This window comes from Leptospira ognonensis (assembly GCF_004770745.1).
Classification (GTDB): Bacteria; Spirochaetota; Leptospiria; order Leptospirales; family Leptospiraceae; genus Leptospira_A; species Leptospira_A ognonensis.
The window spans coordinates 21,523-47,528 of record NZ_RQGD01000009.1; the positions used below are offsets into that span (position 1 = coordinate 21,523).

At 39.1% G+C, this 26,006-nt stretch carries 26 protein-coding genes; 15 read left to right on the forward strand and 11 right to left on the reverse strand.

Going from position 1 to position 26,006, the window contains the following annotated elements; translation table 11 throughout:
* The first annotated feature begins 10 nt into the window (after positions 1 to 10).
* From flgG to EHQ58_RS02210, 5 genes are read left to right on the forward strand one after another with little or no spacing between them, the layout of a single operon-like run.
* Entirely contained in the window at positions 11 to 808 is a 798-nt protein-coding gene (flgG, locus tag EHQ58_RS02190) for a flagellar basal-body rod protein FlgG (RefSeq protein WP_135621704.1), read from the forward strand.
* Positions 809 to 836: 28 nt separating this feature from the next.
* On the forward strand, positions 837 to 1,772 hold the full coding sequence (gene flgA, locus EHQ58_RS02195; RefSeq protein ID WP_135621705.1) for a flagellar basal body P-ring formation chaperone FlgA: 936 nt from the start codon (positions 837 to 839) through the stop codon (positions 1,770 to 1,772).
* Positions 1,773 to 2,510, forward strand: coding sequence for a flagellar basal body L-ring protein FlgH (locus EHQ58_RS02200; RefSeq protein WP_135621706.1), 738 nt, complete (start codon positions 1,773 to 1,775; stop codon positions 2,508 to 2,510).
* Positions 2,507 to 3,616, forward strand: a complete 1,110-nt coding sequence (locus EHQ58_RS02205; RefSeq protein ID WP_135621707.1) for a flagellar basal body P-ring protein FlgI — start codon at positions 2,507 to 2,509, stop codon at positions 3,614 to 3,616. Before EHQ58_RS02200 ends, EHQ58_RS02205 begins: the two co-directional genes overlap by 4 nt.
* Positions 3,617 to 3,625: 9 nt before the next feature.
* Entirely contained in the window at positions 3,626 to 4,111 is a 486-nt protein-coding gene (locus EHQ58_RS02210) for a rod-binding protein (protein WP_135621708.1), read from the forward strand.
* On the opposite strand, the gene EHQ58_RS02215 is transcribed toward EHQ58_RS02210, so the two are convergent.
* The 5 genes from EHQ58_RS02215 to EHQ58_RS02235 are packed head-to-tail and all read right to left on the reverse strand — an operon-like array spanning position 4,112 to position 9,541.
* Positions 4,112 to 6,463, reverse strand: coding sequence for a YhjD/YihY/BrkB family envelope integrity protein (locus EHQ58_RS02215; RefSeq protein WP_135621709.1), 2,352 nt, complete (start codon positions 6,461 to 6,463; stop codon positions 4,112 to 4,114).
* A 6-nt stretch (positions 6,464 to 6,469) separates the two neighbouring features.
* Positions 6,470 to 7,354, reverse strand: coding sequence for a class I SAM-dependent methyltransferase (locus EHQ58_RS02220; protein ID WP_135621710.1), 885 nt, complete (start codon positions 7,352 to 7,354; stop codon positions 6,470 to 6,472).
* A gap of 4 nt (positions 7,355 to 7,358) precedes the next feature.
* Positions 7,359 to 7,970, reverse strand: coding sequence for a class I SAM-dependent methyltransferase (locus tag EHQ58_RS02225; protein ID WP_135621711.1), 612 nt, complete (start codon positions 7,968 to 7,970; stop codon positions 7,359 to 7,361).
* 5 nt (positions 7,971 to 7,975) lie between these two features.
* A complete protein-coding gene (locus EHQ58_RS02230) occupies positions 7,976 to 9,172 on the reverse strand; it encodes an ATP-grasp domain-containing protein (protein ID WP_135621712.1) in 1,197 nt (398 codons plus the stop codon).
* Positions 9,173 to 9,541 (reverse strand): RNA recognition motif domain-containing protein, encoded by a 369-nt coding sequence (locus tag EHQ58_RS02235; RefSeq protein WP_135621713.1) that lies wholly within the window; start codon positions 9,539 to 9,541, stop codon positions 9,173 to 9,175.
* A 114-nt stretch (positions 9,542 to 9,655) separates the two neighbouring features.
* Here EHQ58_RS02235 and EHQ58_RS02240 point away from each other — a divergent pair, with 114 nt between their 5' ends.
* From EHQ58_RS02240 to EHQ58_RS02250, 3 genes are all read left to right on the forward strand, one after another.
* A complete protein-coding gene (locus EHQ58_RS02240; RefSeq protein WP_135621714.1) occupies positions 9,656 to 10,516 on the forward strand; it encodes a flagellar hook-basal body protein in 861 nt (286 codons plus the stop codon).
* A gap of 222 nt (positions 10,517 to 10,738) precedes the next feature.
* Complete coding sequence (locus EHQ58_RS02245; RefSeq protein ID WP_246047060.1) at positions 10,739 to 11,197, forward strand: GNAT family N-acetyltransferase; 459 nt, start codon at positions 10,739 to 10,741, stop codon at positions 11,195 to 11,197.
* A gap of 143 nt (positions 11,198 to 11,340) precedes the next feature.
* The gene (locus tag EHQ58_RS02250; protein WP_246047062.1) at positions 11,341 to 13,104 is read left to right on the forward strand and encodes a histidine kinase dimerization/phosphoacceptor domain -containing protein; all 1,764 of its coding nucleotides are present in this window, start codon (positions 11,341 to 11,343) and stop codon (positions 13,102 to 13,104) included.
* Here EHQ58_RS02250 and EHQ58_RS02255 read toward each other — a convergent pair.
* Entirely contained in the window at positions 13,088 to 13,429 is a 342-nt protein-coding gene (locus EHQ58_RS02255; protein ID WP_135621716.1) for a YkvA family protein, read from the reverse strand. The genes EHQ58_RS02250 and EHQ58_RS02255 overlap by 17 nt on opposite strands.
* Positions 13,430 to 13,544: 115 nt before the next feature.
* Between EHQ58_RS02255 and EHQ58_RS02260 the strand changes: the two genes are divergently transcribed.
* On the forward strand, positions 13,545 to 14,444 hold the full coding sequence (locus EHQ58_RS02260; protein ID WP_135621717.1) for a hypothetical protein: 900 nt from the start codon (positions 13,545 to 13,547) through the stop codon (positions 14,442 to 14,444).
* A complete protein-coding gene (locus EHQ58_RS02265) occupies positions 14,437 to 15,558 on the forward strand; it encodes a YheT family hydrolase (RefSeq protein WP_135621718.1) in 1,122 nt (373 codons plus the stop codon). Before EHQ58_RS02260 ends, EHQ58_RS02265 begins: the two co-directional genes overlap by 8 nt.
* A gap of 19 nt (positions 15,559 to 15,577) precedes the next feature.
* Here the strand turns inward: EHQ58_RS02265 and EHQ58_RS02270 are convergent, their stop codons facing one another.
* Positions 15,578 to 15,799: a hypothetical protein gene (locus EHQ58_RS02270; RefSeq protein WP_135621719.1), complete on the reverse strand. Its 222-nt coding sequence runs from the start codon at positions 15,797 to 15,799 to the stop codon at positions 15,578 to 15,580.
* Positions 15,800 to 15,893: 94 nt separating this feature from the next.
* On the opposite strand from EHQ58_RS02270, the gene EHQ58_RS02275 reads away from it, so the two are divergent.
* A complete protein-coding gene (locus tag EHQ58_RS02275; protein WP_246047064.1) occupies positions 15,894 to 16,493 on the forward strand; it encodes an HAD family hydrolase in 600 nt (199 codons plus the stop codon).
* Positions 16,494 to 16,508: 15 nt separating this feature from the next.
* Complete coding sequence (locus EHQ58_RS02280; protein ID WP_135621720.1) at positions 16,509 to 17,165, forward strand: methyltransferase domain-containing protein; 657 nt, start codon at positions 16,509 to 16,511, stop codon at positions 17,163 to 17,165.
* Positions 17,166 to 17,189: 24 nt separating this feature from the next.
* Here the strand turns inward: EHQ58_RS02280 and EHQ58_RS02285 are convergent, their stop codons facing one another.
* Entirely contained in the window at positions 17,190 to 18,308 is a 1,119-nt protein-coding gene (locus tag EHQ58_RS02285; protein ID WP_135621721.1) for a hypothetical protein, read from the reverse strand.
* A 172-nt stretch (positions 18,309 to 18,480) separates the two neighbouring features.
* On the opposite strand from EHQ58_RS02285, the gene EHQ58_RS02290 reads away from it, so the two are divergent.
* Both EHQ58_RS02290 and pepN read left to right on the forward strand, forming a co-directional pair.
* Positions 18,481 to 18,750, forward strand: a complete 270-nt coding sequence (locus EHQ58_RS02290) for an RNA recognition motif domain-containing protein (RefSeq protein WP_135621722.1) — start codon at positions 18,481 to 18,483, stop codon at positions 18,748 to 18,750.
* A 41-nt stretch (positions 18,751 to 18,791) separates the two neighbouring features.
* The gene (pepN, locus tag EHQ58_RS02295) at positions 18,792 to 21,389 is read left to right on the forward strand and encodes an aminopeptidase N (protein WP_135621723.1); all 2,598 of its coding nucleotides are present in this window, start codon (positions 18,792 to 18,794) and stop codon (positions 21,387 to 21,389) included.
* 4 nt (positions 21,390 to 21,393) lie between these two features.
* On the opposite strand, the gene EHQ58_RS02300 is transcribed toward pepN, so the two are convergent.
* From EHQ58_RS02300 to EHQ58_RS02310, 3 genes are read right to left on the reverse strand one after another with little or no spacing between them, the layout of a single operon-like run.
* Positions 21,394 to 23,268 carry an AMP-dependent synthetase/ligase gene (locus tag EHQ58_RS02300; protein WP_135621724.1) on the reverse strand — a complete coding sequence of 625 codons (1,875 nt, stop codon included), beginning with the start codon at positions 23,266 to 23,268 and terminating at the stop codon, positions 21,394 to 21,396.
* Positions 23,269 to 23,303: 35 nt separating this feature from the next.
* Positions 23,304 to 24,740 carry a tetratricopeptide repeat protein gene (locus EHQ58_RS02305; protein ID WP_135621725.1) on the reverse strand — a complete coding sequence of 479 codons (1,437 nt, stop codon included), beginning with the start codon at positions 24,738 to 24,740 and terminating at the stop codon, positions 23,304 to 23,306.
* Between the two features lie 25 nt (positions 24,741 to 24,765).
* Positions 24,766 to 25,191: a YopX family protein gene (locus tag EHQ58_RS02310; RefSeq protein WP_246047065.1), complete on the reverse strand. Its 426-nt coding sequence runs from the start codon at positions 25,189 to 25,191 to the stop codon at positions 24,766 to 24,768.
* 46 nt (positions 25,192 to 25,237) lie between these two features.
* Between EHQ58_RS02310 and EHQ58_RS02315 the strand changes: the two genes are divergently transcribed.
* Positions 25,238 to 26,005: a ParA family protein gene (locus EHQ58_RS02315; RefSeq protein WP_135621726.1), complete on the forward strand. Its 768-nt coding sequence runs from the start codon at positions 25,238 to 25,240 to the stop codon at positions 26,003 to 26,005.
* Position 26,006 lies beyond the last annotated feature (1 nt).

Consider the following 26,006-nt stretch of genomic DNA (forward strand, 5'->3'; position numbering starts at 1 on the left):
GTGCATTTATATGATGAGGTCACTTTGGACCGGCGCTACCGGAATGATTGCTCAGCAATTTCATATTGATACAGTTGCCAACAACCTAGCAAACGTAAATACAACAGGTTTCAAAAAGAACCGTGTCGATTTCGAAGATTTGGTATACCAACACCAAGTCCTTGCGGGCACACCTGCATCCTCTGTTTCTGAAATTCCAACCGGAGTCAACGTGGGTCATGGGGTTAAAACTGCCGCCACACAGAAGTTATTCGAAATCGGATCTTTTCAAGCCACTGGAAATAAATTAGACCTAGCGCTTACTGGTGAAATGGGATTTTTCAAAATCCAAATGCCTGATGGCACTTTCTCCTATAGCAGGGATGGATCTTTTAAAATCGATTCCAACCAGCAAGTGGTAACCTCCAATGGATATCTTTTAGAACCACCAATCATCCTCCCTGAAAATGCGATATTAAATACGCTTATGGTTGCCGAAGAAGGCGAAGTCACAGTAAAGATTGGTAATGACATCCGACCTACGACGATTGGACAGATCGAACTTTATCGTTTTGTGAACCCGGCTGGACTTCAGGCAGTGGGGAAAAACTTATTTCGTGAGACAGTGGCCTCCGGACCCGAGATTCCAGGAATGCCTGGACAAGAAGGTTATGGTGGGGTTTTGCAAGGTTTCTTAGAAATGAGTAACGTAAAGATCGTAGAGGAAATGGTAAATATGATCGTTGCCCAAAGAGCTTACGAATCAAATTCAAAAACGATCCAAACCTCAGATAACATGCTATCGACGGCGATTGGGTTAAAACGTTAATTCGGGGATATTAGATTAACTTAAAAAAATGAAAGCACTTGCACTCCTACTCATTATGTTTGTTTCGATCCCGTATGATGCGGAACAAAACCAAAAAGGAATCTCACTCTATTTGAAACCTCGCGCAGTTTTGAAGTCGGGAGAGGTGAGAGCAAGTGACATTCTAAATTGGAAATCAAACACGGATCCGATTTTATATTCCGACTTAAAATCTCCTATGGTTGTAAGTGCCATTGAGATTGCAGAGCGCCTTTTAGAGGTAACCAAAAAATCTGGCGGGGACGATGCAACATATGAAATTGGTGGTACCACTTCTAATATCGTCCCTCTGACTTCTGTTTGGGGAAAAGAAAAACTCGAAAACTTTTTACGTAACGAACTCGGCAAAAATATCTATTTTACTCCTGAGAATTTTAAAATCTACTACGAAGGTCCCGGTGTCGCATTACCAGAAAAGAATGTAACCTTTGTTTGGAGAAAATTTGGTCAGAATATCCACGGCGGGAAACGAATTTTTCCTTTAGATGTAATGTACGAAGATAAACTCATTTACTCGACACCTGTGAGTTTTATCATCGAAGAAAAAAAAGAAGCCTGGTTTACGAAACGAAATATTGAACCAAAGGAAATTTTACAATCTTATGATATAGAAAAACGTTCTTTTTTCACCTCTGATCACAATACGGAATACGACCTGGAAAATCCTGTTGGAAAAACGGCACTCAATGCAATTCCAGAAGGAATGCCATTGCAGAGAAAACAAACTAGAAGGTTGCATCTTGTCGAACGCGGGAGTGAAGTAAGTCTTATCTATACATCTGGTAACATCATGGTGAAGGTAAGAACCCGTGCTCTTGTATCGGGCAATGAAGGTGAAATGATAGATCTACTCAATCTATCTTCCAATAAAAAATTAAAAGGAAAAATCCAATCAGCAGGCATATGTTTGCTAGGTGGTGTATAAATGATCGGATTCCTTAGATACTTTTTTCGGATTAAGCTTTCTTTTCTAATTCTTGCAAGTCTTGTTACGTTTTTCCCAGATCTATTTGATGGATTTCGTTTAAAAAAGACATCGGATCATAGTTCTAACTTATCAGCCGAATCACTTTGGCGAGATAAGGATCCCTATTCCTATCCGCGAGTTGTTTCTCCAGGCACAGTCGTGAAGGTAATTCTCAAATCAAGTTTGAAAATTGAATATGAGTCAGAATATAAAGCGACCTTCGAGAATGATATTCGCACAGTACCTGACAAAAAAATAATTTCAGATCTTCCGAGTTTCACGACCAATAATACGTATATGCGATCCAAAGTCGGAAAATCCAAGACAAACGGTAAAATTTTAGGAACGATGGCAGTTATTGTGACTAGTATTGATCCAGGATCTGGAAACTTGGAACTAGAGGGGTCGAAGACTTACTCTTATGGTGAAGAGCGCATTAATCTACGTTTGTCGGGAACCATCTCTCCTGGTGACTTAGACAAAAATAAGAATATTTCCAGTGATAGTGTGGCCAATTTGAGAGTGGAATTCCAGGGAACACTCAGCCCGAAAGAGCTATCGGATCCAAATGTTCAATTGAAAACAATCACTAATCCCGACGGAACCGTAACAAGAAAAGCAGAACTTTCTGATACAGAAAAGCAGGAATTGATCATGAAGAACATAAAACGAGTTCTAGGTGAGAGCAACCAATGAAATTACTATACCACAATTTAAAGTCGTTTTGTGTTCTATTACTATTCTTTCTCATCTATTTGTTGCTATCTGCGGATGCAATCTTTGCCGTAGAAATCCGATTGAAAGATGTAGCCCGAATCAATGCCATCCGTGAAAACCAGGTCACTGGTTTTGGGCTCGTTGTTGGACTGAATGGAACCGGTGATACAAAAAATCCGCTTACCGAAGAAGCCTTACAGAATTATCTCTCAGGTCTTGGAGTAAATACCAAACGTTCCATGCGCGAAGCCAGAAATACGGCAAGTGTAATGATCTCTGCTAACGTACCTGTCAATTTAAAGGAAGGAGACAGAATTGATGTGCTGGTTTCCTCACTCGGAGATGCTCGTTCACTGGAGGGTGGTGTACTACTCCAATCTCCCTTAAAGGCAGGGAATGGTGACACCATCGCCGTTGCCTCCGGTGTGATGGTGTTTGGTGGAAAGGATAAAAAGGGCAGAGGTTTATCTGAAAAGAAAGGCGGTTCCAATACAGGACTTATACCTGGTGGTGCCATTTTAGAGCGGGCACTTGTTAGTCCACCGATTGTAAAGTCGGTAAAGGTATCCTTACTTGAGCGTGATTATTCTACGTTAAATAGCATTGTCGAGGCAATTACGACAACATTGGGTGTGACTCCTGAAGTGGTTTCGGGAACAGAGATCTTGGTTCCCGTCCCGCAATCGTTGCCGGAGGGTGCGGAAGTGCAAAATGCTCCGAAGCTCGATTTAGCGTTTTTGGCAAAATTGGAAAATCTAACCATTACGCCTGAAGTGTCAGCGAGAGTGGTCATCAATGAAAGGACAGGTACCATTGTTATGGGTGCCAATATTGCCATTGATGAGGTGGCAATTTCTCAAACCGGACTGACCATACAAGTTGCAAACAACAGTAAGATGAGGTATTTTTTTCCGATGCCTGAACAAGAAAAAGGAGAATCAGCCTTTGTTCTAAAGGAAGCGACACAAGTGTCCGATGTTGTAGATGCATTGAATAAAGTAGGGGCATCCACGAAAGATATTATCTCGATTTTGGAAGCCTTAAAAAAACAAGGCGCTTTAAGAGCTGAGCTCATCATTCAATAAGGTAAAGACATGGATATTTTTTCTGTACAAGATTATAGCTCTAGAATTTCAAGATCGAGAGATGAACAAGTCCTCGGAAAGATGGAAGCGTTAAAAAAGGCTGAGAGAGAAAGCGGGTCAGAGAAAAAACAATCTGATTTTGAGAAGTTGATGTCAGACCGACCAGAGCTGCAAGGAAAGGTGAGTAGTTCTGGCTTAAGTGTTCCGCAAAATATAAAGGCTGAAATCGCCGCGGATCCTTACCGAAAAAAACTATTTGATGCAAGTGTGGAATTTGAATCCGTTTTCGTTAAAATGATGCTCAAAGAAATGAAAAATTCCGTACATAAAGAAAAGCTTATTGATGGCGGTTATGCGGAAGAAATTTTCGAAGATATGTTATACGATGAGTACTCGAAAGATATTTCAAAAAATGAATCACTAGGTATGGCGGAGCAAATTTACAAACAAATGTCTGCACTGCTTCCGCCAGTAAAATCAAATTTCTATCAATAATTAAGCAATCAAGTCACTCATTTTGAGCACCTTTAGTTGTGCTTTAAACTTAGCCTCAATCTCCTGCAATTCTAAGACTGTTTTATCAGATGTTTTACCTAGTTCCGTTGGTGCACCAAAGGAAGATTTTGACGTTTTTTCATAAATTTCCAGTAGGGTGACTTGATCCTTTAATTTAAACGGTGATATATTCCCCTTTTCAGAAACGGAGATTAAGTCTGCAGACTCCAGGTTTGTCTGGATTTGGTTGATATCTTTTTCTGGGATCAATAATTTTTCCTTAATTTCCCCAACAGTAATTAGCTTTCCATTTTTAATCTGGCTTTCATACACCGTCGATAGAAACTGAATCGTATAATAAAATTCATGTTTCACGTAACTATCAATATCTTCAAACGGGTGGCGCGGCAGAAGGTATCTATCTGGAAATTGTAAAGTTGCTGTGACTTCGGCTCCAAATAAGACGATCGCTCCAACTGAGTAGATCGTTAACAAAAAGATCGGAATGGCCGCGAGTGCTTTGTAGATGATCATCGTTTTTTCAGTGAAGGAAGTTAGATAAATATTTAAAAATCCCCAGAAAAAAAGAATAAGAATAACTCCTGTTATGGCAGATCCAATCACGGCAGCTCGAACTGGAACTTTAGTGTTCGGTATAATGGTGTAGAGTAAAACGAAAAAGATCCAAACTGATAATAGGGGCAGTATTAAATGTAAAATCATATAGAGAGAAATGATTTTTAGTCCACCTTGGTATTTTTTCCAGGTAGGCTTGCCTTGCTCATCATTTTCGATCCGGATGACTTTATTGTACTCACCGACTCCCAATATACCTAACATATCAGAGTTTAATTTATTTACAGTACCCTCTTCTTTATGCTCTAGATCTTGGGTTTCAGGAATGTCGCTAGTTGAGCCTACGCCAGTTAAGGATTGGCTAGGATTTAAATGAATCAAATCTAAAATGGCTCCACCTCTGGGTTTGTAAGTGATAGACCAGGTTTCTCCTTCGTCTTCGGAAAGAAGGATCTCACCTAATCCATTTAGCACGAAAAGATCAAAATCTTGTTTTTTGGGTGATAAGAATGCCCAAACTTTTTCGTAAGAGAATTTTTTATGGCTGATATCTTTCCAAGAAACCCCTCCATCTTTTGAAATAAAGATGGAACCGTTATCCCCAACAATAAAACCTAAATTCTCAGAGAGGAAATAGATATCATTTAAGGCTTTCGTAGAAATGACCTGGTAATTAAAATTTACTCCTCCATCTTTCGTTTTCCACAATCTTCCTTCTCGATCTAAAATAAAACCTACTTTTTCACCGAAAAAACGTACTTTAATGGGAGTTATACCTTTTTCGCTAAATCGTTTCATCTCAAAGAGGGGTTTACCAAGTTCATATTTTAATGTTCGCGTATCAGTGGTTAGGATAAAGACAGTAGAGTCATTTGATACACCGAAGTCAGTAACCGAGATATTTTTTAGACTATGTACTTTCCATGAATTCCCTTCATCGTTTGAATGGAGTAGAGTGCCTTCTTCTGAAATGGCAAAGAGAGTTTCCCCATTGGCACGGATACGGAAAAAGTTTTCTTTAGAAATATTTGGATTTTTACACGTGCCTGTTTCTACAATCGTCAGATCGACACAAAGCATATTCTCAAAGTCGATCGATTCTTTGGGAATGAATTTTACCTTCGATTTGAGATCGGTGAGAATTCCAATGTTTCCATTTTCACCTGCTACCCAAATTTGACCTGCGCTGGTTTTGACAATGGATTTCAGATGGGGGATTCGCACGGCATCGATTAACTTATCAGAAATGCCTTTGCCTACGACAAAGAGTAAAGGACCAAACGTGATTAAAAAGAAGTAAAAAACAAATTTATTGATAAAAGTTCTATGGAGATCGATTTTCCATATGGAGTGAAACGTTTTTTCAAGCGATCTCAAAACTGCTGTCGCAGAAAAAATAAATACGATAAAACCCACGCCACCGATTTGGGAGGCAGTATTTATGATATCACTCAAGGTTTCCCAATACGGAGTGATATCGAATTGGATGTTGTTTTTTAAGAGAAAACTGTTTACCTCTTGGTAAATCTCATCCTGTCTACCTTGTATACCAGATGCAACTGTTAACAAGGCAAAGGCTACCGTTAGAGTAGGAACTAGAGTTACTATGGTCGTGTATGCAAGCCCAGAAGCTTTCATCAGGCAATCATCTGCATTAAATCTATGGATAGAAACAAGGAGGACGCGCAGGGCTAAAATCAATTTTCGTTTCCAGCCAGGAGATTCTGGGATTTGTGTGAGTCTGATCATAAGGGAATTGTTGGTTTCTGAGATCATAAATACCTACCTAGATTTAAAAGCATATAGAACATAACTTGATGTTAGCGGAAAACCGGCTTTCGAGAGCTTAGATTTAAAATGATAATAGGAGATTCGAAACCAGTGTCTATAATCATACCAATGTTTGAAATTTCCTCTGGACTTTCTTAGTTTTGAGAGTAAAGAAAAGTCCACACCAAAGTAGCAAATAAATCTATTAAATCCGAGCGGGGTCAATATCTTTTTTAAAACGGAATCAGAATAGTAATACACGTGCCCTGGCATATAATAATGGTATTTTTCTCTTTCCTCTTTTGCCTGCCAACCTTCAAAATTTGCAGTCTGGAGAAGGAGGAGCCCACCTGGTTTAAGAATTCTTCCCAATTCAGAAAAGATGATTTTTGGATTTTCTAAGTGTTCTATGACTTCGACAAGTGTAATGACATCAAAAGAAGCATCTGGGAAGTGCGCATCTAAGAGAGAGCCCTGAAAGGTTGGAATCTCGTTTTCATTGGCATGTTTGCTTGCATAACTCGAAATTTCGACACCTTGGACAGCAAAACCTTTTTCTTTTGCTGATTTTAAGAATCCACCGAATGAGGATCCTACATCAAGTAACTTTCCGCTAGAAATGTATTTTTGAATGTTATCTAGGCGTGCATTCCATACATAACGATGAAACGTTTCTGTTTCCCTTTCATCTATATAAGTATATTCTGCTTTTCCTTTATAGTAGTCTGCATCATACAGGTTAGTTTGGTTTTGGCGCGGATACTGAGATTGTAAACCGCAAGTTTTACATTCATAAATGGAAATACCCTTGTAGATACCTTGTGATGTATATAGGAATTGCCAGTCGCATTCGGGAGGATCCGAATTGAGAGGACACTCACGTCTAAGTTGGTCCATCGGTTTATGTTTTTTTAGCGAGAAAGAACCAGTGACAGATCCTTTCCTCAAGAGACCCCAGCGGAGTCCGTTCCGTATATCCGATTTGGACATCGGAAAAAACTCGCAAGAGATCTTGTAACTCTTCCAGAGAGTAAGTCTCTGCATACCCACCTTTTAGGTCACTTAAGTTCATCTGGCCTGCTTGAATGCCAAGGTGTGTGTCCCGATCTGCTCGGATCGATCCAAGCAAATATCCACCAGGTGCGATTGCCTGGTGAAGTTCTACGACAATGGAACGGGCGATATCCCTTTCATTATAATGAAATACTCCCCAAGAGACAATGAGTCCAAAGTGGTTTTTGGGAAAAGAATAGGGCAATTCGTTGGTCAAGTAAATGGGAATATTCAAATCTAACGTCTGCAATTGGCTCACCGATTCGGAGGAAGAATCAGATGCCGAAACTGCAAAGCCTCGTTCTATCAATAATTGGATATGGCGGCCGCTCCCGCTTCCAAAATCCAGAGAGCGATTGTTTGGCGGCGAAATTCGAGAAAGCAACCGAACTAAATTTTCATCGGGATACTGTAATTTTGATTTTTCTTTTTTGTAATGGGAATCCCAGACATTGGACATACGTTTTAGGATGGAAGTCTCTCGAGTAGAGAAACAATCCAGTCCTCCCTGGATATCTTTGAGGTGGTAGAGATACCATAGACGAAAGTCCTTCTGGCATTTCCTTCTCTTCCAACTAAGTTGGTTCCAACCGGTAACAGTTCTTCATTAAAAAAGAGAGTTTCGTTTGGTAGTAGTGTAAACTGGGTATGTTCAGTTACCACCTTTTCTCTGTCAGATGGAAGGGCAAATAGAATTGCACTCATTTTACCAGGAATCGTCTCTTTCAAGAGGAATTTGGGTTTTGGTTTGTCGCCGATGTAAAGAGAAAGAAGATCAGGGAAATATGGATAGGAATATAATTCTTTTAGAAGCGAGTCTGCTAAGTATTCACCTCCAACTTCAGGCGATGCTTCCAGTAGATAACATTCGCCGCGTTCATTGATTTTAAACTCAGCAACAAAAGGGCCATTTTCTAAACCCGAAGCATGAACTACTGCCTGGCAAATCATTTTGATTTCCCCAGTCATTTCGAGGTTTGCCGATGGAACGATGTGAATTCTTTCGATAAAAGGTGGTTCTGTCGTGGTGATCTTGTCTGAGACGGAAATGATATGAAATTTTTTCGAAATCACCATGCCAAGGACCGTCACTTCTTTTCCCTCTATCACAGGTTCAACGATCCATGAATCAAGTTTTAACCCTTTGGACCATTTTTTCCAATCCGCTTCGTCTTTGATGATCCGAATCCCTTTTTTTGCATAACCGGCAGCTGGTTTCACAAGCACAGGAAACGGAAGGGATTTTTTAGTTTTTGATTTTTCAGACGGAAGGTTGAGAATCCCTGGTACAAGGATTCCATGTTTCTCTAACATCTGTTTCATTTTCTTTTTGTTAGAGAAAAGGGCAATGGAAGCAGCCGAATTTCCGACTAGTTTATACTTTTCTGCTAGATAGGCGGCAGAATGAACAGCACTGCCAAACGACCGTGAGCCAACACCCTTAAGGATGTGGGTATAAGGAACTCGGCTCATCGCATGCAATATCTTTCGGTATTCACTGGTCGATTCGAGAATGCGGATGTCACTATCCTTAAACCCGGGTGCACTCGAGTTCTTATCCACAGAGATTACATGTAATCCTCGTGCTTTCGCCGCCTGGATCAATGGGAGTTGGTTTTTGCCTGCTCCGATCGAAAGAAAGCACCCTTCTACAGATTTCATCTAGGAGCCGCGCTGTCCGCCTCGTCTCTGTACGCCAGTGCTTGCCCCAGACGTAGAGGGAGCCTTACCAAATGGACTTTTCTGGTTCATAGGCGACGACTTAGCCGTGTTTGCATTAGAATGTTGGTTTGCGAGATCTTCTTGTTTTACGAGAACGATTTTTTTGCCTTCAATCTCTTTCCCATTAATGGCTTCGATCGCTTTGAGTGCGGATGCCTCATCCATTTCGGCACTTCCAAATCCGAGAGATACCTTCGTGATTTTATCACGTTTGATGGTCACGGAACTAACCGTTCCAAAAGGAGAGAGCAAGGCCTTAAGCTGGTCTTCTGTTTGTGTTTGCGGTAGATTGCCTATAGATATCTTCATAGATAGAATATCGTCCGTTTTACAAAAAAAAACTTCAACTCTTTTTTGACTATGTCACATTTTCTATATTGGAATTTCCTTTCTTTGCCGAAAGGAAATGTAGGGGAACTGCATATGATACGAGGACTTTATACTGGCGCAAATGGAATGATCTCACAACAGGTTCGAATGGATGTCATTGCCAATAACTTAGCAAACGTCGATAAGACTGCCTTTAAAAGAGATACCACTGTCTTCAAGACATTCCCAGAAATGCTCTTACATAGATTCTCGGAAGATGGCATTGGCAAAACTCCGATGGGATCATTTGATACGGCTCCTGTTGTCGGTAAACTCGGGTTTGGTGCCGAGGTAAATGAAGTATACACTCGTTTTGAGCAAGGGTCTGTAAAAAAAACGGACAATCATTTTGATATGATGATCCAGGATCAGCCAGGTAGTGAAAATCCAGCATTTTTTACAGTGCTTACCAACAGAGGGGAGCGATTGACCCGAAGTGGAAATTTTGTTTTAGATAAAAATGGTTTTGTTGTGACGCCGCAAGGTTTTCCCTTGCTTGGCGAAAAAGGACCTATCCGAGTCAACCAAGGTAATTTCCTTGTCAAAGAAAATGGAGAAGTTTATATCAATGGTCGAATTGGAACTGAACCAAAAAATGGAACCAATATCAGTGAAAATAGATACGACGAACCGCAGTTTGTTGATAAGCTTAAGATTCGTACAGTTGAAAACCCTCGTCATTTAGATAAGGAAGGTGATTCCTTTTATTCCGATACGCCAGAATCTGGTGAACCCACTGCGTTTCCGGAATTGAAATCCCCTCAAATATTACAAGGTTTTTTAGAAGCCTCCAATGTTTCTGTCGTGACAGAAATGGTAGACATGATTGAAGTCAACAGGGCGTATGAGGCAAATTCAAAAACAATGCAAACACAAGATAGTTTACTTGGCCGATTGTTTGAAGTGATTCGTTAATTTGAATATCCAAGATACATTTAGCTGATATCAATCGTCTTATCAGGTGGTCTTTTTTTGAAGCGAAAGACTAGGTAAAGTTTGGCGCTCTAGTTTGTTCTGTCTTTATATCTAAGTCAAATTCTTGCTTTCGAAAACTTTTCTTAAAGAGTCTTTTTGTAGTTACAAAATATTCTCCAATGAATTTATGGAAGGAGAATATTTGTATATTGAGGAGTATTGATGAACTTAGAACAGATTCACATTGAACAGGCAGGAGTTGATAAGCTTGATGCAATGGTTGATTTATTTAATGAGTACCGCATTTTTTACGGAAAGACATCTGACCTAGATGGCTGTCGCAGTTTTTTATTTGATCGGATAGTAAACCGTCAATCCATCATCTTCCTTGCAAAAACAATTGACCACAGCTATATTGGCTTTACACAACTCTATCCTATTTTCTCCTCAGTTTCAATGCAAAGAACTCTTATCCTGAACGATTTGTACGTAAAGGAAAATGCGAGACGGAAGGGAGTCGCAGAGAAATTAATGCAAACGGTGATAGGGTATGGTAAAGCCACGGGAAATAAAGGACTCCAATTAGAGACGGCAAAGGAAAATGCCACGGCCCAGGCTTTGTATCAAAAATTTGGTTTTCAAATTGAAGATACTTACCTAAGCATGCATCTCACTTTTTGAATCATTCCATTTTGTTCTATTTATAATTTGGAAATATTTCTTTCACGAAAAAAAAAGCGCTAGTAAAGCAGAAAATTTATTTTCGAATCAAACGCATTCCCAAGATAACAAATCAATTGTATATACTTCAGTGAATGACAATCATGCAAAATAAAACTTTGCTTTTAGTGGAAGATGAAATGCTCCTTGCAGCCAGCCAAAAAAGAGGTTTGGAAGCGTTTGGATATCAAGTTTTACATGCCCCCACTGGAGAAATCGCCATTCATATGGCTCGGACCATACCTGAAATCAATTTGATCCTAATGGACATTGATTTAGGAAATGGCATCGATGGCACGGTTGCGGCAGAAATCATTCTAAAAGAGAACCAGATTCCGATTGTTTTTCTCTCAAGCCATGTGGAACCAGAAATCGTCGCAAAAACGGAAAAGATCACCTCGTATGGTTACGTTGTGAAACATACAATGAATACGGTTTTGGATGCCTCAATCAAAATGGCATTCAAATTATTCGAATCCAAGCGCATGCTCGAGAAGACCACTCAACTGCTCGAATCTACTGGAAAATTGGCAAAAGTGGGAGGCTGGCAGGTAGATTTAGCGACTATGAAATTGTCTTGGACCTTACAGACATTTGAGATTGCCGAAATGGAGCCACCGATAGAACCTCCTCTCGATGAAGGCATCAATTTATTTGCACCCATTGCTAGACCTGTCATTACACAAGCATTAGATGAAGCAATCAAAAATGGAACTTCTTATGACTTAGAACTTCCCATCATCACAGCAAAGGGTCGAAATGCTTGGGTACAAACCCAAGGTTTTGTCGAAATGAAGCAGGGAAAAGCGGTTAGACTCTTCGGAACATTTCAAGACATTACCGAACGCAAAACCATCGAATTGGAATTAGACATTGTTCGAAAAAATAGCGAAACCATCATCAATAGTAGCAAAGATACGATGTGGAGCTTAAATCCAGATTATTCTCTGATACTCGCCAATTCTATCTTTATCGAAGGTTTTTTGAATACAACGGGTGTTCGACTGAATGCAGGCGATAGTCTTCTCATGCAGGATCTATTTCCGGCAGAGTATTTGGCATTCTGGAAATCGCAGTATGACAGGGGCTTATCGGGGGAAACGTTTGAAATAGAGATCGAAATTCCAACGCCAGTAGAAGATGTTAAGGATATTTTTCTTGTTAGTTTTCGACCTATAGTTTCAGGAGAAAAGACCGTAGGACTCTGTTGTTACGGAAGGAATATTACAGAAAAAAGACAGACAGAAGAACGGATAAAGTCGTTGTTACGTGAGAAAGAATTGATTTTACGTGAGGTACATCATAGAATCAAAAACAATTTTGCAATGATTACTTCTTTTCTTAAATTACAAGCTCTGTCCCTTACGGAAAAAACAGGTAGAGATGCTCTTGAGGATGCGAGTGGTCGTGTGCAAAGTATGGCATTGCTTTATAATAAATTGTATAAGTCTGATGACTATGGGAAGCTTTCCTTTAAAGACTATTTAGAGCAATTGGTAACCGAAATCCTCTCGAATTTTTACACCCAAGATTTTTTGCACTCAGAGATAATAGTTGATGATTTTATGCTCGATACGAAAAAAATTCAAATTCTCGGTATCATCACAAATGAAATACTTACGAATATTATGAAATACGCATTTGTTGGCAGAGATCATGGACAGGTTTCTATATGTGCTGGTTTGAAAAATGGATGGGCCTATTTTGAGGTCAAAGACAATGGGGTTGGCATATCTGAAAGCGCTTTAAATGGTGGTGACAATACTTTTGGACTGATGCTCATTCGCGAACTTACGGTTCAGCTAAAAGGAACAGTAAGTATCAAAAATGAAAATGGAACGTCTGTCCAGATCAATTTTCCGCTTTAGGGTTTTCATTTTTTAACGCTGCTTCTGCCTGTTCGTAATGTTCCTCTTTTAGTTGCGTTTTAATCAAAAGGAGCGTCGTTGCGATGATTCCTATATCGTCAGTAAAACCAAGTGCAGCAATAAAATCAGGAATGGCATCTATCGGAGAAATAAAATATACGAGTGCCAAGGTTATGGACGCTTTTGCTTTGAGTGGGGTTTTTTCATCCAGAAGGCAATAGTACATCGCCACTACATCTTTTAAAAAAGGGATCTTCTCCCCAAATTTTTTTACTTTTCCCCAAAAGTTTTCTTTCACAAACGAATCTTTCTCGGCTGGTTCCATATGTAGAAAACTAACATATATTACAGAAAAGTCAAGTTCATTAAACTTGACTTTTCAATTGTAGGGAATCTTAGTTGTTTATCAAATCTTCTCGCTATGGCAAAAGTATTTCAAAATGACAAATCGTTCCGAAATTGAATCCCAAGTAAAAAAGTATCTTCAAAATCCAGCTTTAATTCAGAAATCACACGAAAGCCTGATCTTTTATTTGTTTCATACTCCTATGGGTTCACTTATCCCCAAATTCACGGAGCTACCTCCTTCCACGGTGTATCAAATCCTTAGTAAAAAGAATGATCGAGTAAAGACAGCCATGGAATTCGATTTGGGATCCGCGTTTCCTTATGCGACACTGGCGGAGGGAATGGAAAAGGAGACTGGTGAGGCCATTGCAAATTTTGTTTCCTCAATTGAAGTCTATCCGTCCAAAAAATTGTTAGTTGATCTTTTGGGTCAAAAAGCCATCCAAGATATCATCGCAAACATTATAGAAAGCGGAATCATCGAGTTCAATAAAAAGACAAATCCTCTTTTTGGAATGATACAGGCAACAGGCCTCGACAAACAAATCAAATCTTTTATCAATCTCTTCTTGCCAAATTTTTTGCCAAAGATTGCTGATTTTCTCCATACAACAAGTTTTGGTCCGAGTAGTACGCTTTCAAAAGATATTGCATACATCATCTTAAACGCCCCCTTTTCGGAATTGTGTCTTCCCGATGAAGTTCAATTGCAAATAGCGGAAGATAAGTTAGGTGAGCTCTTAGATCAGGCTAATCAAGATAAAAAATTGGACGAGACAATTAAGAATTTTTCCAATCAATTGCATTCAAAATTCATTGAAAAATATGGAAGTATCACATTGATAGATTTTTTGAATGCAACCGAATCCGATTTTTCGCAGTTTAATTCGACCCTTTCTCAATATTTAACAACTGAGTTTATGAATTATAACAAAAACAATGCGATTGATGGCATCTTGACTGAAATCGTTTCGGATATCATGAATGCCTGAGCTAAATGATTCGACTCTCGCCGTTGTATCTTTGCTTTACTTTACGATTCTATTTGTAGTCTACTACTTTCATAAGGTAGTAAGCAAACCTGCGGTTCATTTTCAACGTAATGAAATAAATTGTTCTCTGTTATCGAATTTTTCTATATTAAAGGAAAACTATTTTCCGACTCTTTGGTGCTTCAATCGGCATCTGATGTTGATCCTACTTCTTTATCGTGATTACCGATCGAAACCATATATCTACGACAAAATCGAAGAGTTGCGGATGAAAGATGGAGGAATAACGGGGCTTGTTTGGACAGGGCTAGCTCCCGAGGATTCAAAACTTGCGAAACCGATTGTTGTCATATTTCATACAATCAGCGGAGATGAGCAAGATGTGAAAAATACCTTACATCATATTAAAACAACTCTCGATTGCATCGTAGTTGTTTGTATTAGAAGGGGACATGGTCATCTTCCGTTATCCACACCCGTGATCAATACAATGGGTTCTACCTCCGATTTGAAAGAACAACTTGCACATATCCGAAAGAGATTTCCAAATTCGATTCTTTTTGGCGTCGGGATTTCGGCGGGATCTGGACTCCTTGCCCGTTACTTAGGAGAGTCCGGAAGCAGTAGCGTTTTTCGTGCAGCGGTGGCCATTTCTCCAGCCTACGATATAGAAAAGGCATTTCATCGAATCCATCCTATGTACAGCAAGCTCATGGGACAAAGGTTGATTGATTATTTTCTGGAAAGACATTATGAAAGTCTCTCTCAGCTTCCAGGTTACTTACATGTTTCCGAATCAAAATCGATAGGCGAATTTCAGGACCGACTGCACTTATTAGCTGGGTTTGAATCTCGAAAAGAATATTATGCGGAGAGTAACCCTATCAATGTGGTTAAAAATATCGAAACATCTCTTTTGATATTAAATTCTAAAGATGATCCCATATGTGTGGATTTGAATGTCATTGAAAACTTACATTGGTTGGAAAGTTTGCCAAACACAATTTTAGTAAGAACGAAAAGGGGCAGCCACATTGCCTTTTATGAAGGAATCAAAGCAAGATCCTGGTCAGACCGCCTAATCTGTGAATACTTCTCACTCTTTCTTGCTTAAATCAATTTTCCAAATTCTGTTATAATTGTTTGATCAAAGCCTTTAGGTCACTGATGAGTGAAAAGGGAACGGGTTTGATGTCTTCGGCGAGTTTTATCGCGTCCTCAATGGTTCTTGTTAAAACTTGCTTTTCTGCAGTGTAATTGGTCGTATGCATGCGACTTTTGTTCTGTTTAAAGGTAGTTACTTTGGTATCAATGATTTCAATGATTTGATTTAAATACTGAACTTTATTATCCATTTGCTAAAATTTTTTCATAGTTTTAATATGCATCAACCAATTTTCTGTATTCCAAAAATCAAATCAGAAAGAATTTAGAAATTAAAGGAAACGAGTGAAAAAGAGAAATCACAAAAAATTCTGGATTTTTGATATGGATGGAACGCTTACCAATGCCTTGCATGATTTTCCTGCGATCAAACGTGAGTTAGGACTTCCATTAGATTTAGATATACTTTCAGGCATAGACCTGTTAGAAGATGGAGCGCGCAGGGATAAGCATAAAAAGCTGAATGAGATCGAAATGGAGATCGCAAGGAAGGCAACTCCGGCACCAGGCGTGACTAAACTGCTCCACATCTTGACAGAAAACCAAATTCGAATGGGAATTCTCACCCGAAACAATCTTCAAAATACGCTCGCAACGCTAGAAGCGTCAGGGCTATTGCATTTTTTTAATCGTGATCATATCATAACACGTGATAGTGCGGCACCTAAACCTGATCCCGAAGGCCTATTCATTTTACAGTCGACTTGGCGTTGTCCCTCAGAAGAAATGATTATGATAGGCGATTATATTTACGATCTCCAAGTAGGAAAAGCAGCCAATACGGAAACAATCTATATCGATCCATCAGGCGAGTTTATTTATAGGGAACAGGCTACCTACTGTGTACAGCAAATGGATCACATCCTTGCACTTGATCTCCATTGATCTAAGAATCAAACTATGAGTTTATTCTCAAAGAAGAAGGAAGAATCTTTTAACTCCCTTAGTATTGATACTCTAACCTATAAAATTCAAAAAAAAATACAGATTACTGATGCTGACTTCGATTCTTTGTATCCAGAAAAGATCCAACAGTTATCGGCCGTTCAATGGACTCCTGTGGATGTAATTCTACAGATCCATAGGCATATGAAGTTTACAAAGCAGGATCGCATACTAGATATCGGTTCTGGAGTTGGCAAATTTTGTCTTGTCTCTAGTTTGCTATCTGATGCTCTTTTTTTCGGTATTGAAAGAAGGAAACATTTATTCGAAATTGCGGAATCGGTTCAGAAGGATTTGAAGACGAAAAATGTAAAATTCAAATTAGGAGAGATGATTTCTTTAGATTGGTCAAATTACAATGTTTTATATTTTTATAATCCATTCTACGAGAGCCTCACGGCAAAAAACGAAATCGATGACCAAATGGAAAAAGGACTCCAGAAATTCACTCTGGATTTGATTCGCGTTAAGAACCGACTGTCCTTGCTTCCAAGGGGGACAAAAGTAATCACCTACCATTCCTTTGGTGGAAAAATGCCAAACAGTTTCCAGCAAACAAAAAAGATTTCCCTGGTGACGGGAGATATTGAGTTCTATGAAAAAATAGAATAAATCCCCTCGATTTGAAGCTGGTTTTTAAAACTCCGTAGTAAATTTAGCAAATGAGCTATTGGCTCCTCCGTTCGTTTTCGCAAGTACACCATAGATAACTGCTTGTTTTACGGCATGGAAATCCTCGTTTTTACAAAATAGATAAAGGGAAATTTTAAGTTGTTTTTTATCTCCGATCAGCAACAATTCATGATCGTTCAAAATGATTTCTTCTAGGTCACTATAGGAAATAAATTCCTTTCTCTCAAAAATACCCTCATTTGTCATTAGGATGCTTTTGTGACGGTGTCCATGATAGTAGACAAATCCAAAAGGAATCAAGGATAGGATTGTGACGACACCAAAGAAAATGATCTCTGCGATTGTTGGCGGAAAGGTTTCCCAACAAAAGATACCTAAATTTGTGGCCTCACCGAGCGCCAGATGGAGGAATAAGAAAAGTGCCACTGAGAGACAGATGCCCACAATTCTAAAAAGCAAGGGATTATAACTTGAGATGATTTCGTAGGCAGTCCCACTGTCCTTCCAAACTAGATCACTTTCGGATGTAAAGTTAGGTTGGGTAAATTGATCATATTCTGGATGAGACCGCTTATGGAAAGGTAAGTCTAATTCATGAAATTCCCGTTTTTCCCCTTGCTCACTAAGGATTGGAATTTCAAGTAATTTGGCAATGGATTCTCCCTGTATACGAGCAAGATAAAAATCAGTCGATTCGGCTATTATATGTTCAGGTAGCTGTGGTGAGATGATTGTAAAGACGACAACGGTTCTTGATCCATTTTTAGTTTTTACCGTGTAGGAATAGCGAGATTGGTTGAGTGAGGCAATGCCTCCAAAGTCATATTCTGTGATTAGTTTTTTCCCTTCAAAAAATTGAACTTTATTTTCTTTAGGAAGGAATATAGTTTGTTTTGATTTACCAAGTGTTAGCTTAACGAGGAGAAGCGGAAGTAGTGCAAACGCAAGAAATACAGGTATCAGAATGAAAGTTACAATTGGTTCCCCGTTTTCTTCGGTGTACAAGGAATACACGAAAGGAATAAAAATCGCAATCGAAACAAGTGAGAAGAATACCAGTATGAATCTTGCGACCTGGCTACTTTTTTGTTTATGGTCCTGAAACTCTAATTTTTCGTTCATTTGGCCTTTCTTTTGTTACGTTGACGATTGCACTTCGCTGTTTGCCGAATCGAATGTTTTTGTCGTTTTGGCTTTTTGCAAGAAATATTTGCAGTTGACATATTTTCAAAATCGGTTTTACTCTAGCCGTTCCATTCTGAAAGGGAAGTGGAATTTTATTTACGAGGCTCGGATGATTTCTAAAAAAATTTATGTAGGTAATCTTAAATTTACCCTAAAAGAAGAAAATATACGACAGATATTCTCTGTTTATGGCGCGATACAAGATCTAAAAATGATCCATGACCGTGAAACGGGTAATTTCCGAGGATTTGCCTTCATAACCTATGCGACAGACGAGGCTGCCTCGGACGCCGTAACCCAAATGAATGGCCAAGAAGTGGATGGTCGCAGCCTTAAAGTAACCTTTGCCGAGGACAAAAGAAAAGAAAGGCAACAGTAAAATTCTCTTTTCTGATTTCACTCCTATGAGATAGAGGGAGGATGAATTCTTCCGATATCTCTTCCAAGGTCCATCGCCTAGAGGATTATGCTCCCCCTGTTTGGACCACTCCTGAAATAGCCCTTCGGTTTGACCTGGATATAGAGAGAACACTTGTTAGAGCAGAATACAAGGTGCATTTCAATGAGATTGGTTTTGTTCCAGAACTCCCGTCTCTTTTTTTAAATGGCGTATCCCTTCATCTCATTTCTGTTCGCGTGAATGGTCTACTTTGTGAGCCAAATCAATACCGAATTACCAGTCTGGGTTTGGAACTTTTTAAACCTCCCGCTAAGGATTTTACTCTTCTCATCGAAAATTCCATATCCCCAAAATCGAATACAGCCTTGGAAGGATTGTATCATTCAGGTAAAATGTTATGTACGCAGAATGAGCCCGAGGGATTTCGTAAGATCATCTATTGCATCGACCGACCAGACAATCTTTCGATCTTTACTGTGACGTTATGTGGTGATCAGTCAAGCTATCCAATCCTGTTGTCCAATGGAAATTTGATCTCAACAAGGGTATTAGAAAATGGAAAACATGAGGCGGTTTGGTTTGATCCATTCCCTAAACCAAGTTATCTATTTGCCTTGGTCGCTGGAAATTTAGCGCATGTCAGTGATAGGTTTGTAACATCATCAGGAAGAGCAATTGAGCTACGTATCTTTGTAGATGAAAAGAATATTGAAAAGACCGAATTTGCGATGACTTCCTTGAAAGAAGCCATGCGTTGGGATGAAGAAACCTTTGGACTTGAGTATGATCTCGATCTTTTTATGATCGTCGCCGTTGATGATTTTAATATGGGGGCCATGGAAAATAAAGGCTTAAACTTATTTAATTCAAAACTCGTCTTGGCGGATAAAAAATCCGCAACCGATGAGACATTTGAATCCATTCTCGGTGTTGTTGCGCATGAATATTTTCATAATTGGACAGGCAATCGTGTAACACTTAGAAACTGGTTCAATCTAACGCTTAAAGAAGGACTCACAGTTTTTCGGGATCAGTGGTTTACAGAGGATAAAACAGATGCCAGTGTAAAGAGAATTGCAGACGTTTTGTTTTTAAAAGAGCATCAATTTGCTGAAGATGCGGGGCCGATTTCTCATCCAATCCTTCCAAAATTTTATGTAGAAATGAATAATTTTTATACGGTCACTGTATACGAAAAAGGGGCTGAGGTGATTCGGATGCTTAGCCTTCTCATCGGAAGAGAAACTTTTAAAAAAGGGCTAAGCCATTATTTAAAAGAATACGATGGCCAGGGTGTTACTTATGAAGAGTTCATCTCTGCAATGGAATTCGTGAGCAAAAAAAATCTAGATTTGTTTCGAAACTGGTACCATCGCAAAGGTACTCCAAATTTTAAAATCAATGAAATCTGGAATGATACGACAGGTGATTATTCTCTAGAATTTATTGATATGGATGCTGAGGCATTGAGTCTCAGCTTTCCGATGTCCGTGGCACTTTTCACGGAAGAAGGGAAAATAAAACACGAAGAAATACTTGAAGTAAAAGGAAAATCATTCCAAAGGAATTGGAAAAATTTTAGTTCAAAACCAATCATTTCTTTGCAAAGAAGTTTTTCTGCACCCATTAAGATCCACATTGATCGCAACATTCGTGAATATAGTTTTTTAGCCAAGTATGAATCAGAGGGTGTTTCCCGTTTTTTCGCCTTACAAGAAGTTATATTTGAAACCCTCAGGAAACAATTTCAAAATGACTCTCCTGGTGCTACCCTGGATCTTTTTTCAATTTTGGACGAGATTTTCCGCGAGAAAGAAAAAATCGCAAAAGACTTCTTAAGCTATCTGCTCAATGTCCCAAGTTTGACGCAGATAGCGGATGTACTGAAATGTTATGATTATGAGATCATTTTTTCGTTGAGAGAAAAATTAATAAGTCTGATTGCTATGCGTTATCAAGACCAATTCCAAGCACTCTATGATGAAAATTCTGAGACAATTCCCATCCAGTCCAGACTCGAAATCGGTAAACGAAGACTAAAAAATCTCTCTCTATCCTATTTATTGCACATTGGAAATATCAGAGATGAGATGTCTGAGAAGGCTCTGATCCAACAAAGGAATGCTAAACATATGAGTGAAGAGTTGTCCTCACTTCGATTTTTATGCGAAGGCGAAGGCTCAAATCGGGAAAGGAGTGTTGCAGATTTTTATGAAAAATGGAAAGCTGATCCCTTGGTCTTGGATTATTGGTTTTCAGCTCAAGTATCTTACGGCAAAAATGCGCGTGAACGGGCAGAATCGCTGTCAAAGCTACCAGAGTTTCGCTTCGAGAATCCGAATCGGGTCCGTGCTTTGCTGGGTGCATTTGCTAGAAATCCGAGATCCTTTCATCATTTGGATGGAAGCGGGTATTTATTTATGGGAGCGGCCCTTGAGAAATTAAATTATATCAATCCACAAATCGCTGCGAATCTAGGAAAATTATTCCAATCCATCAGGCTACAACCTGAAAAACCGAAAGAAATCGCAAAATTAGAAATCGAACGACTTCTAAAAATAAAAGACCTTTCAAATGATCTTGAAGAAGTACTCTCTAAGATATTGAAAGGCCTTTGAGCTTTTATTTATACATGGAAGCAATTAAGTCTTTGTATTTATCATGGATGACATTTCGTTTCATTTTGAAAAGGTTAGTGATCTCATCTCCAACTTCCATAGCTTTCGGTAAAAATCTAAAATCAGTCAATCTTTCAAAAGATTTGAAACCATTCTCAGATGATACTTGCTGTTTGATGATGTTTTGAAAGTAAGTTTTGACTTCTTTATTTTGGTTTAGATCTTCTCCTTCTTTGAAGATTAATCCAGCTTCTTTCATACGTTCCATGTCTGGCCATATAAGAGATGTTAAAGATTTTTGATCCTGACCAACAACGATTACCTGATTGATCATGGCATTCTCAAGTAATAGATTTTCGATGGGAACTGGTTCGACGTTTTCTCCGCCAAGTAGCACGATGGTATCTTTGACTCGACCACGTACAGAAAGAGTGTCGTTAAACGAAATGAAACCCAAATCGCCTGTATTCATCCAGCCATCTTTTAATGTTTTGGCCGTGGCCTCTTCGTTTTTATAATAGCCTTTCATCACCTGTGGTCCCTTGATATGAATCACGCCCATCTTTCCTTTTGGTACTGGTTCTCCCTGTTCATTTAAAACTTTAACAGAGGTTCCATCTGGCCAGAAGCCTACACTTCCTTGGATGACCTTGCCGACAGAACGAACCGAGATGATCGGGGAGCATTCTGTCATGCCATATCCCTCATAAACAGGAATGCCTATGACATTAAAGAATTCATCCACATGAGAAGGGAGCGCACCACCCCCAGAGATTGTACCGTGCAGGGCACCACCGAGAACATCGCGGATCTTGGAGAATACGAGACCGTCTAAGATCTTGGCCGGCAGAAACAAATTGATAGAATTAGCAAGGGCGATGGCAGTGTTGCGGGCTCTTTCAAAAGGGTTTTCTTCTACTGTCATTAGTTTATTGCCCGAAAGATAATCTGTACCATCTTTCCATCGTTTGCAAACGTCATAGGCAAATTCAAAAAGTTTTCTACGCGTCTCAGGCGCCTTTTCTAACTTCTGTTTGATTCCAAGATATAAATTTTCCCAAAGTCTCGGAGCGGAAGCCATAAACGTAGGTTTGATTTTTCCAAAATCGTCCCTTAGATCACGAATGTTCGTATAAGCAATGCTGGCACCTTCAGATAACAAAGAATAATCGATGGCTCGTTCAAATATATGCCAAACAGGTAGGATGGAGAGAGCTCTGTCGCCTGGCATCAGACCCACTTTCGGTGGAACTTTGAGGATATTGTATACCATATTTTGGTGTGTTAGCATCACTCCTTTTGGCATTCCTGTTGTGCCTGAAGTATAAATGATGGTAAATAGATCATCTGGTTTCACTTGTTTTGCTCTAAGTTCGAGAGACGGTAGATTTTTTCTGTATTCCTCTCCCATTTTGATCAAATCTAGAAGAGGGTAGACATTGTCTTTAGCGGTTTTGAAATTAGGATCGAGTATAAATACTTTTTCTACTTTCGTTTGGGGCAGAATCGGTTTGAGAGCATCGTATAGTTTTTCATGCTCCACAAAACAATATTTACTCTCAGAATGTTCAAGTATGTATTGAATCTCTTGCGGAGTGGAGTCTGATCCTCTCGGAACGTCAACGGCACCGTTCAAAAGAACGGCCATATCAGCTATCGCCCATTCGGTGCGGTTGTCTGCCATAAGACCGACTTTGTCACCAGGCTTAAGTCCAAACTGCAATAAGGCGAGTCCTACGTTTTCTGCACTGCGGAAGGCATTTCCAAACGAAGTACCAACAAATTGTTTATTATTATCTTTTGCTAAGAATAGATCCTTTGATGCATAATGGTTTTTCGCATAATAAAATACATCGTTCAGTGTCGTAAAATTTTTCATTCCGGGCTTTGCTCCATACCAATTTTTAGCGTTTCTTACTTTTGTTTTTGGTTCAAGTAATATTTTGAAACGAACTGTTTGCCAGTGGTGGAATCAAAAAAATCTGAGTAAAGAGGATCATTCTGAATCAGGGAGATCAAATTCAAATTTTTCTGAAGAGCTTGGATTAGGAGGGGAGTTCCTTCTGATTTTTTATCGAGATGAAAATACGCATTTGCTATTTTGAATTGGATCAAGGGATGGTATTCATCACTCGTGGATTTAACCAATGCCTTTTTGAAATCTTCAATGGACTCTTCGTACTTAAAAAGCATTTGATTGCAGGAAGCCCTGTAATAAAAAAAATAGAACCGCGCAAAATGCAGCATTCGTCTTTCTCGTAACCTTTCTAGACTTGCGATACAGGAGAGCGGGTCTTTATCGGAATATTCTGCAAAGGAGAGGTTCAAGATCAGTTCTGGATTCTCTTCTCCATTAGCTTTGAAATATTCTTCGGAAGCTTTGCGATAGATATGTTTTGCTTCCTTGTAATTTTTTGACAAATATAGTAAATAATAACCCTTATAAATTAGAATGTCGAGAGAGGATTTCTCACATTGAGGGATACTTAGAAATTCATCAAGATCTCGAGCAAAGGAGGAAAAATCTTTTTTCTGAAATTCAAGACTGATCATCTCTTGGAGGAAAATGCAAGATTTAAAGGAAGGTTTATCAAATTCCTTTTTGATTTCTGCATTTGCCTTCGTAAAATGAAGTAGGGCACTGTCTGTATCGCCGAGTGCTAGTGCCAGACGTGCATTCTTTTCCTCAACTTCGCCGACACCATTGCAAGAGAGTAACTTTCCTCCATCATACAGGCAGGTTCTTTCTTTAAATCCATTCTCGTTTTCATCGTATTCGATTCGTACAAGATTACATCGATCAAATAGCCACCATTCATCAATCCCTCCATATCCGTTCCGATCTTTCCTTACTTCCTTTTTACAATTGGCATTTGCATAAAGCGTAACTGAATCCACCCTACCATTTCTTTGTTCTGCCTCTTCTGATAGATAAAGGAGTCCTTCTTTATTTGTATAATCCCATTTATACGGGATAAATATCTTTCGATCCGAATAGAAATCGATTTTGATAAATCCATTCTCATCCAAAAGATTTGAATGACAAGTAATCGAAGTTTTTCCTAATAAATTCTGAAATGTTTGTTCCCCATAAAAATCATTCAAGGATTGCCGGATGTGGTTTCGATGTCTTACGGATGTATAAGTAGGATGATACTTTTCTAAATATTTAAAACAAAACTGAAAAACTTCATGGCTTACCGCTTCTTTCGTAACAGTCTGCGGACCCTCAAAACCAAATATAAAGTTAGGTGAAGTGGGGGATTTGTCCTTTAATTGGTATTCTTCCTTTGATCTTTGGAGAAGTGTCCAGATTTCCTCTAATGTGAGTCCAAAACATGGGGAACTCACAACTAGAAGTATAAGAAAGAGGAAATTATTTTTTTTTGTAAAGATCAAAGAGAATCGGATTTTCGTATGGATTCCCCACCTTTCGAATGGAAAAGAGTTGAGCAAGAGGGAGTCCGTTCTGAATGTAAAAGGCCGCATGCTCATTGTTATAATAAATCACGCCAACTTCCTGGGTTAAGTTTCCGCCCTTTGCAATCGTGTGCTCGATGACATCTTCCTCATACAATTCTTTGTCGTATTTATCTTTGAGTCCTGTAAAAGCATGTAAAACGTAATTGTCTTCATTCTGAACTGGTTGCCCAAGGCGAAGAAGCTTTCCATCAAGGGTCAGCGAATACCCTTTGGTACTAAATTCCTTTGTCGATTTATCCCAAACTCTAAATTTAACCTTATAAGCCATATTGTATGTCATAGATTTATGAATCGTAAAGGAAGACCAAGGAAAATTCAAAAAAAAATTCTTGGTAATTCTCCTAAACCGAGTAAAATAAGACGGAATGAAAGTCATTACTGTTTCCAATATCAAAGGAGGAAGTGCCAAATCCACAACAGCCATACATCTTGCAGAAGCACTGTCTCGCAGAGGCAAGACCTTAGTCATCGACATGGATATGCAGGCTGATTTAACGGACTTTTTTCTTCCAAATGAATCTTTGGATCAGTTAGAAATTCATAACATCATGACTCTCCTCTTGGGTCGGTCAAAAATTGAGGAAGTGATCATTCGAAAGACTCCGATTGACATTATCCCAGCAACTCTTAGCCTCTCAAAGCTGGTGCGTATCACACAAGATCCTTTGTTTTTATCTGAGTCATTGAAGCGTGGGCTCGACTCAGTAAAAAATCAATATGCATACGTAGTTATCGATACTCCTGGTTCGGCGAAGTTTGAACTAACGAGTGCTCTCTATTCTGCAAATCTAGTCCTGATTCCCGTAACCCCTAGCAAATGGGCGATACGTGCCGTTAATCTCTTGTTAGATGAAATTACGGAAACGGAAACACTTTTTACGGCTCGGAAACAGACCTCCTTTTTACCTTGTCTTTTTGGAGCTTCCAAAAAACACCGAGAAATTTTGGAAAAATTGAAAGCCATCGAAGAAATTCCGACTTTAAACGAAATCCCAAAATCGGAATCGATTAAGACAAAAACGGAAAAAAATGAATTCTTAAAAAAAGGTACGAATACCTGGCATGCCTTTGACCAACTTGCCGATGAAGTCATCAGGTTGGTTGATCCAGAAAATCGTTTTCCGTTCCTTTAGT

What these genes read in the sequence shown, in the direction of transcription:
- EHQ58_RS02300 (WP_135621724.1), bottom strand. Translation starts at nt 23,268, where the DNA reads ATGAAAAATTTTACGACACTGAACGATGTATTTTATTATGCGAAAAAC.
- EHQ58_RS02210 (WP_135621708.1), top strand. Translation starts at nt 3,626, where the DNA reads ATGGATATTTTTTCTGTACAAGATTATAGCTCTAGAATTTCAAGATCG.
- EHQ58_RS02270 (WP_135621719.1), bottom strand. Translation starts at nt 15,799, where the DNA reads ATGGATAATAAAGTTCAGTATTTAAATCAAATCATTGAAATCATTGAT.
- flgA (WP_135621705.1), top strand. Translation starts at nt 837, where the DNA reads ATGAAAGCACTTGCACTCCTACTCATTATGTTTGTTTCGATCCCGTAT.
- pepN (WP_135621723.1), top strand. Translation starts at nt 18,792, where the DNA reads ATGAATTCTTCCGATATCTCTTCCAAGGTCCATCGCCTAGAGGATTAT.
- EHQ58_RS02230 (WP_135621712.1), bottom strand. Translation starts at nt 9,172, where the DNA reads ATGAAATCTGTAGAAGGGTGCTTTCTTTCGATCGGAGCAGGCAAAAAC.
- EHQ58_RS02245 (WP_246047060.1), top strand. Translation starts at nt 10,739, where the DNA reads ATGAACTTAGAACAGATTCACATTGAACAGGCAGGAGTTGATAAGCTT.
- EHQ58_RS02255 (WP_135621716.1), bottom strand. Translation starts at nt 13,429, where the DNA reads ATGGAACCAGCCGAGAAAGATTCGTTTGTGAAAGAAAACTTTTGGGGA.
- EHQ58_RS02260 (WP_135621717.1), top strand. Translation starts at nt 13,545, where the DNA reads ATGACAAATCGTTCCGAAATTGAATCCCAAGTAAAAAAGTATCTTCAA.
- EHQ58_RS02315 (WP_135621726.1), top strand. Translation starts at nt 25,238, where the DNA reads ATGAAAGTCATTACTGTTTCCAATATCAAAGGAGGAAGTGCCAAATCC.
- EHQ58_RS02220 (WP_135621710.1), bottom strand. Translation starts at nt 7,354, where the DNA reads ATGGACCAACTTAGACGTGAGTGTCCTCTCAATTCGGATCCTCCCGAA.
- EHQ58_RS02250 (WP_246047062.1), top strand. Translation starts at nt 11,341, where the DNA reads ATGCAAAATAAAACTTTGCTTTTAGTGGAAGATGAAATGCTCCTTGCA.
- EHQ58_RS02290 (WP_135621722.1), top strand. Translation starts at nt 18,481, where the DNA reads ATGATTTCTAAAAAAATTTATGTAGGTAATCTTAAATTTACCCTAAAA.
- EHQ58_RS02225 (WP_135621711.1), bottom strand. Translation starts at nt 7,970, where the DNA reads ATGTCCAATGTCTGGGATTCCCATTACAAAAAAGAAAAATCAAAATTA.
- EHQ58_RS02240 (WP_135621714.1), top strand. Translation starts at nt 9,656, where the DNA reads ATGATACGAGGACTTTATACTGGCGCAAATGGAATGATCTCACAACAG.
- EHQ58_RS02200 (WP_135621706.1), top strand. Translation starts at nt 1,773, where the DNA reads ATGATCGGATTCCTTAGATACTTTTTTCGGATTAAGCTTTCTTTTCTA.
- EHQ58_RS02265 (WP_135621718.1), top strand. Translation starts at nt 14,437, where the DNA reads ATGCCTGAGCTAAATGATTCGACTCTCGCCGTTGTATCTTTGCTTTAC.
- EHQ58_RS02280 (WP_135621720.1), top strand. Translation starts at nt 16,509, where the DNA reads ATGAGTTTATTCTCAAAGAAGAAGGAAGAATCTTTTAACTCCCTTAGT.
- EHQ58_RS02285 (WP_135621721.1), bottom strand. Translation starts at nt 18,308, where the DNA reads ATGAACGAAAAATTAGAGTTTCAGGACCATAAACAAAAAAGTAGCCAG.
- EHQ58_RS02215 (WP_135621709.1), bottom strand. Translation starts at nt 6,463, where the DNA reads ATGATCTCAGAAACCAACAATTCCCTTATGATCAGACTCACACAAATC.
- EHQ58_RS02205 (WP_135621707.1), top strand. Translation starts at nt 2,507, where the DNA reads ATGAAATTACTATACCACAATTTAAAGTCGTTTTGTGTTCTATTACTA.
- flgG (WP_135621704.1), top strand. Translation starts at nt 11, where the DNA reads ATGATGAGGTCACTTTGGACCGGCGCTACCGGAATGATTGCTCAGCAA.
- EHQ58_RS02235 (WP_135621713.1), bottom strand. Translation starts at nt 9,541, where the DNA reads ATGAAGATATCTATAGGCAATCTACCGCAAACACAAACAGAAGACCAG.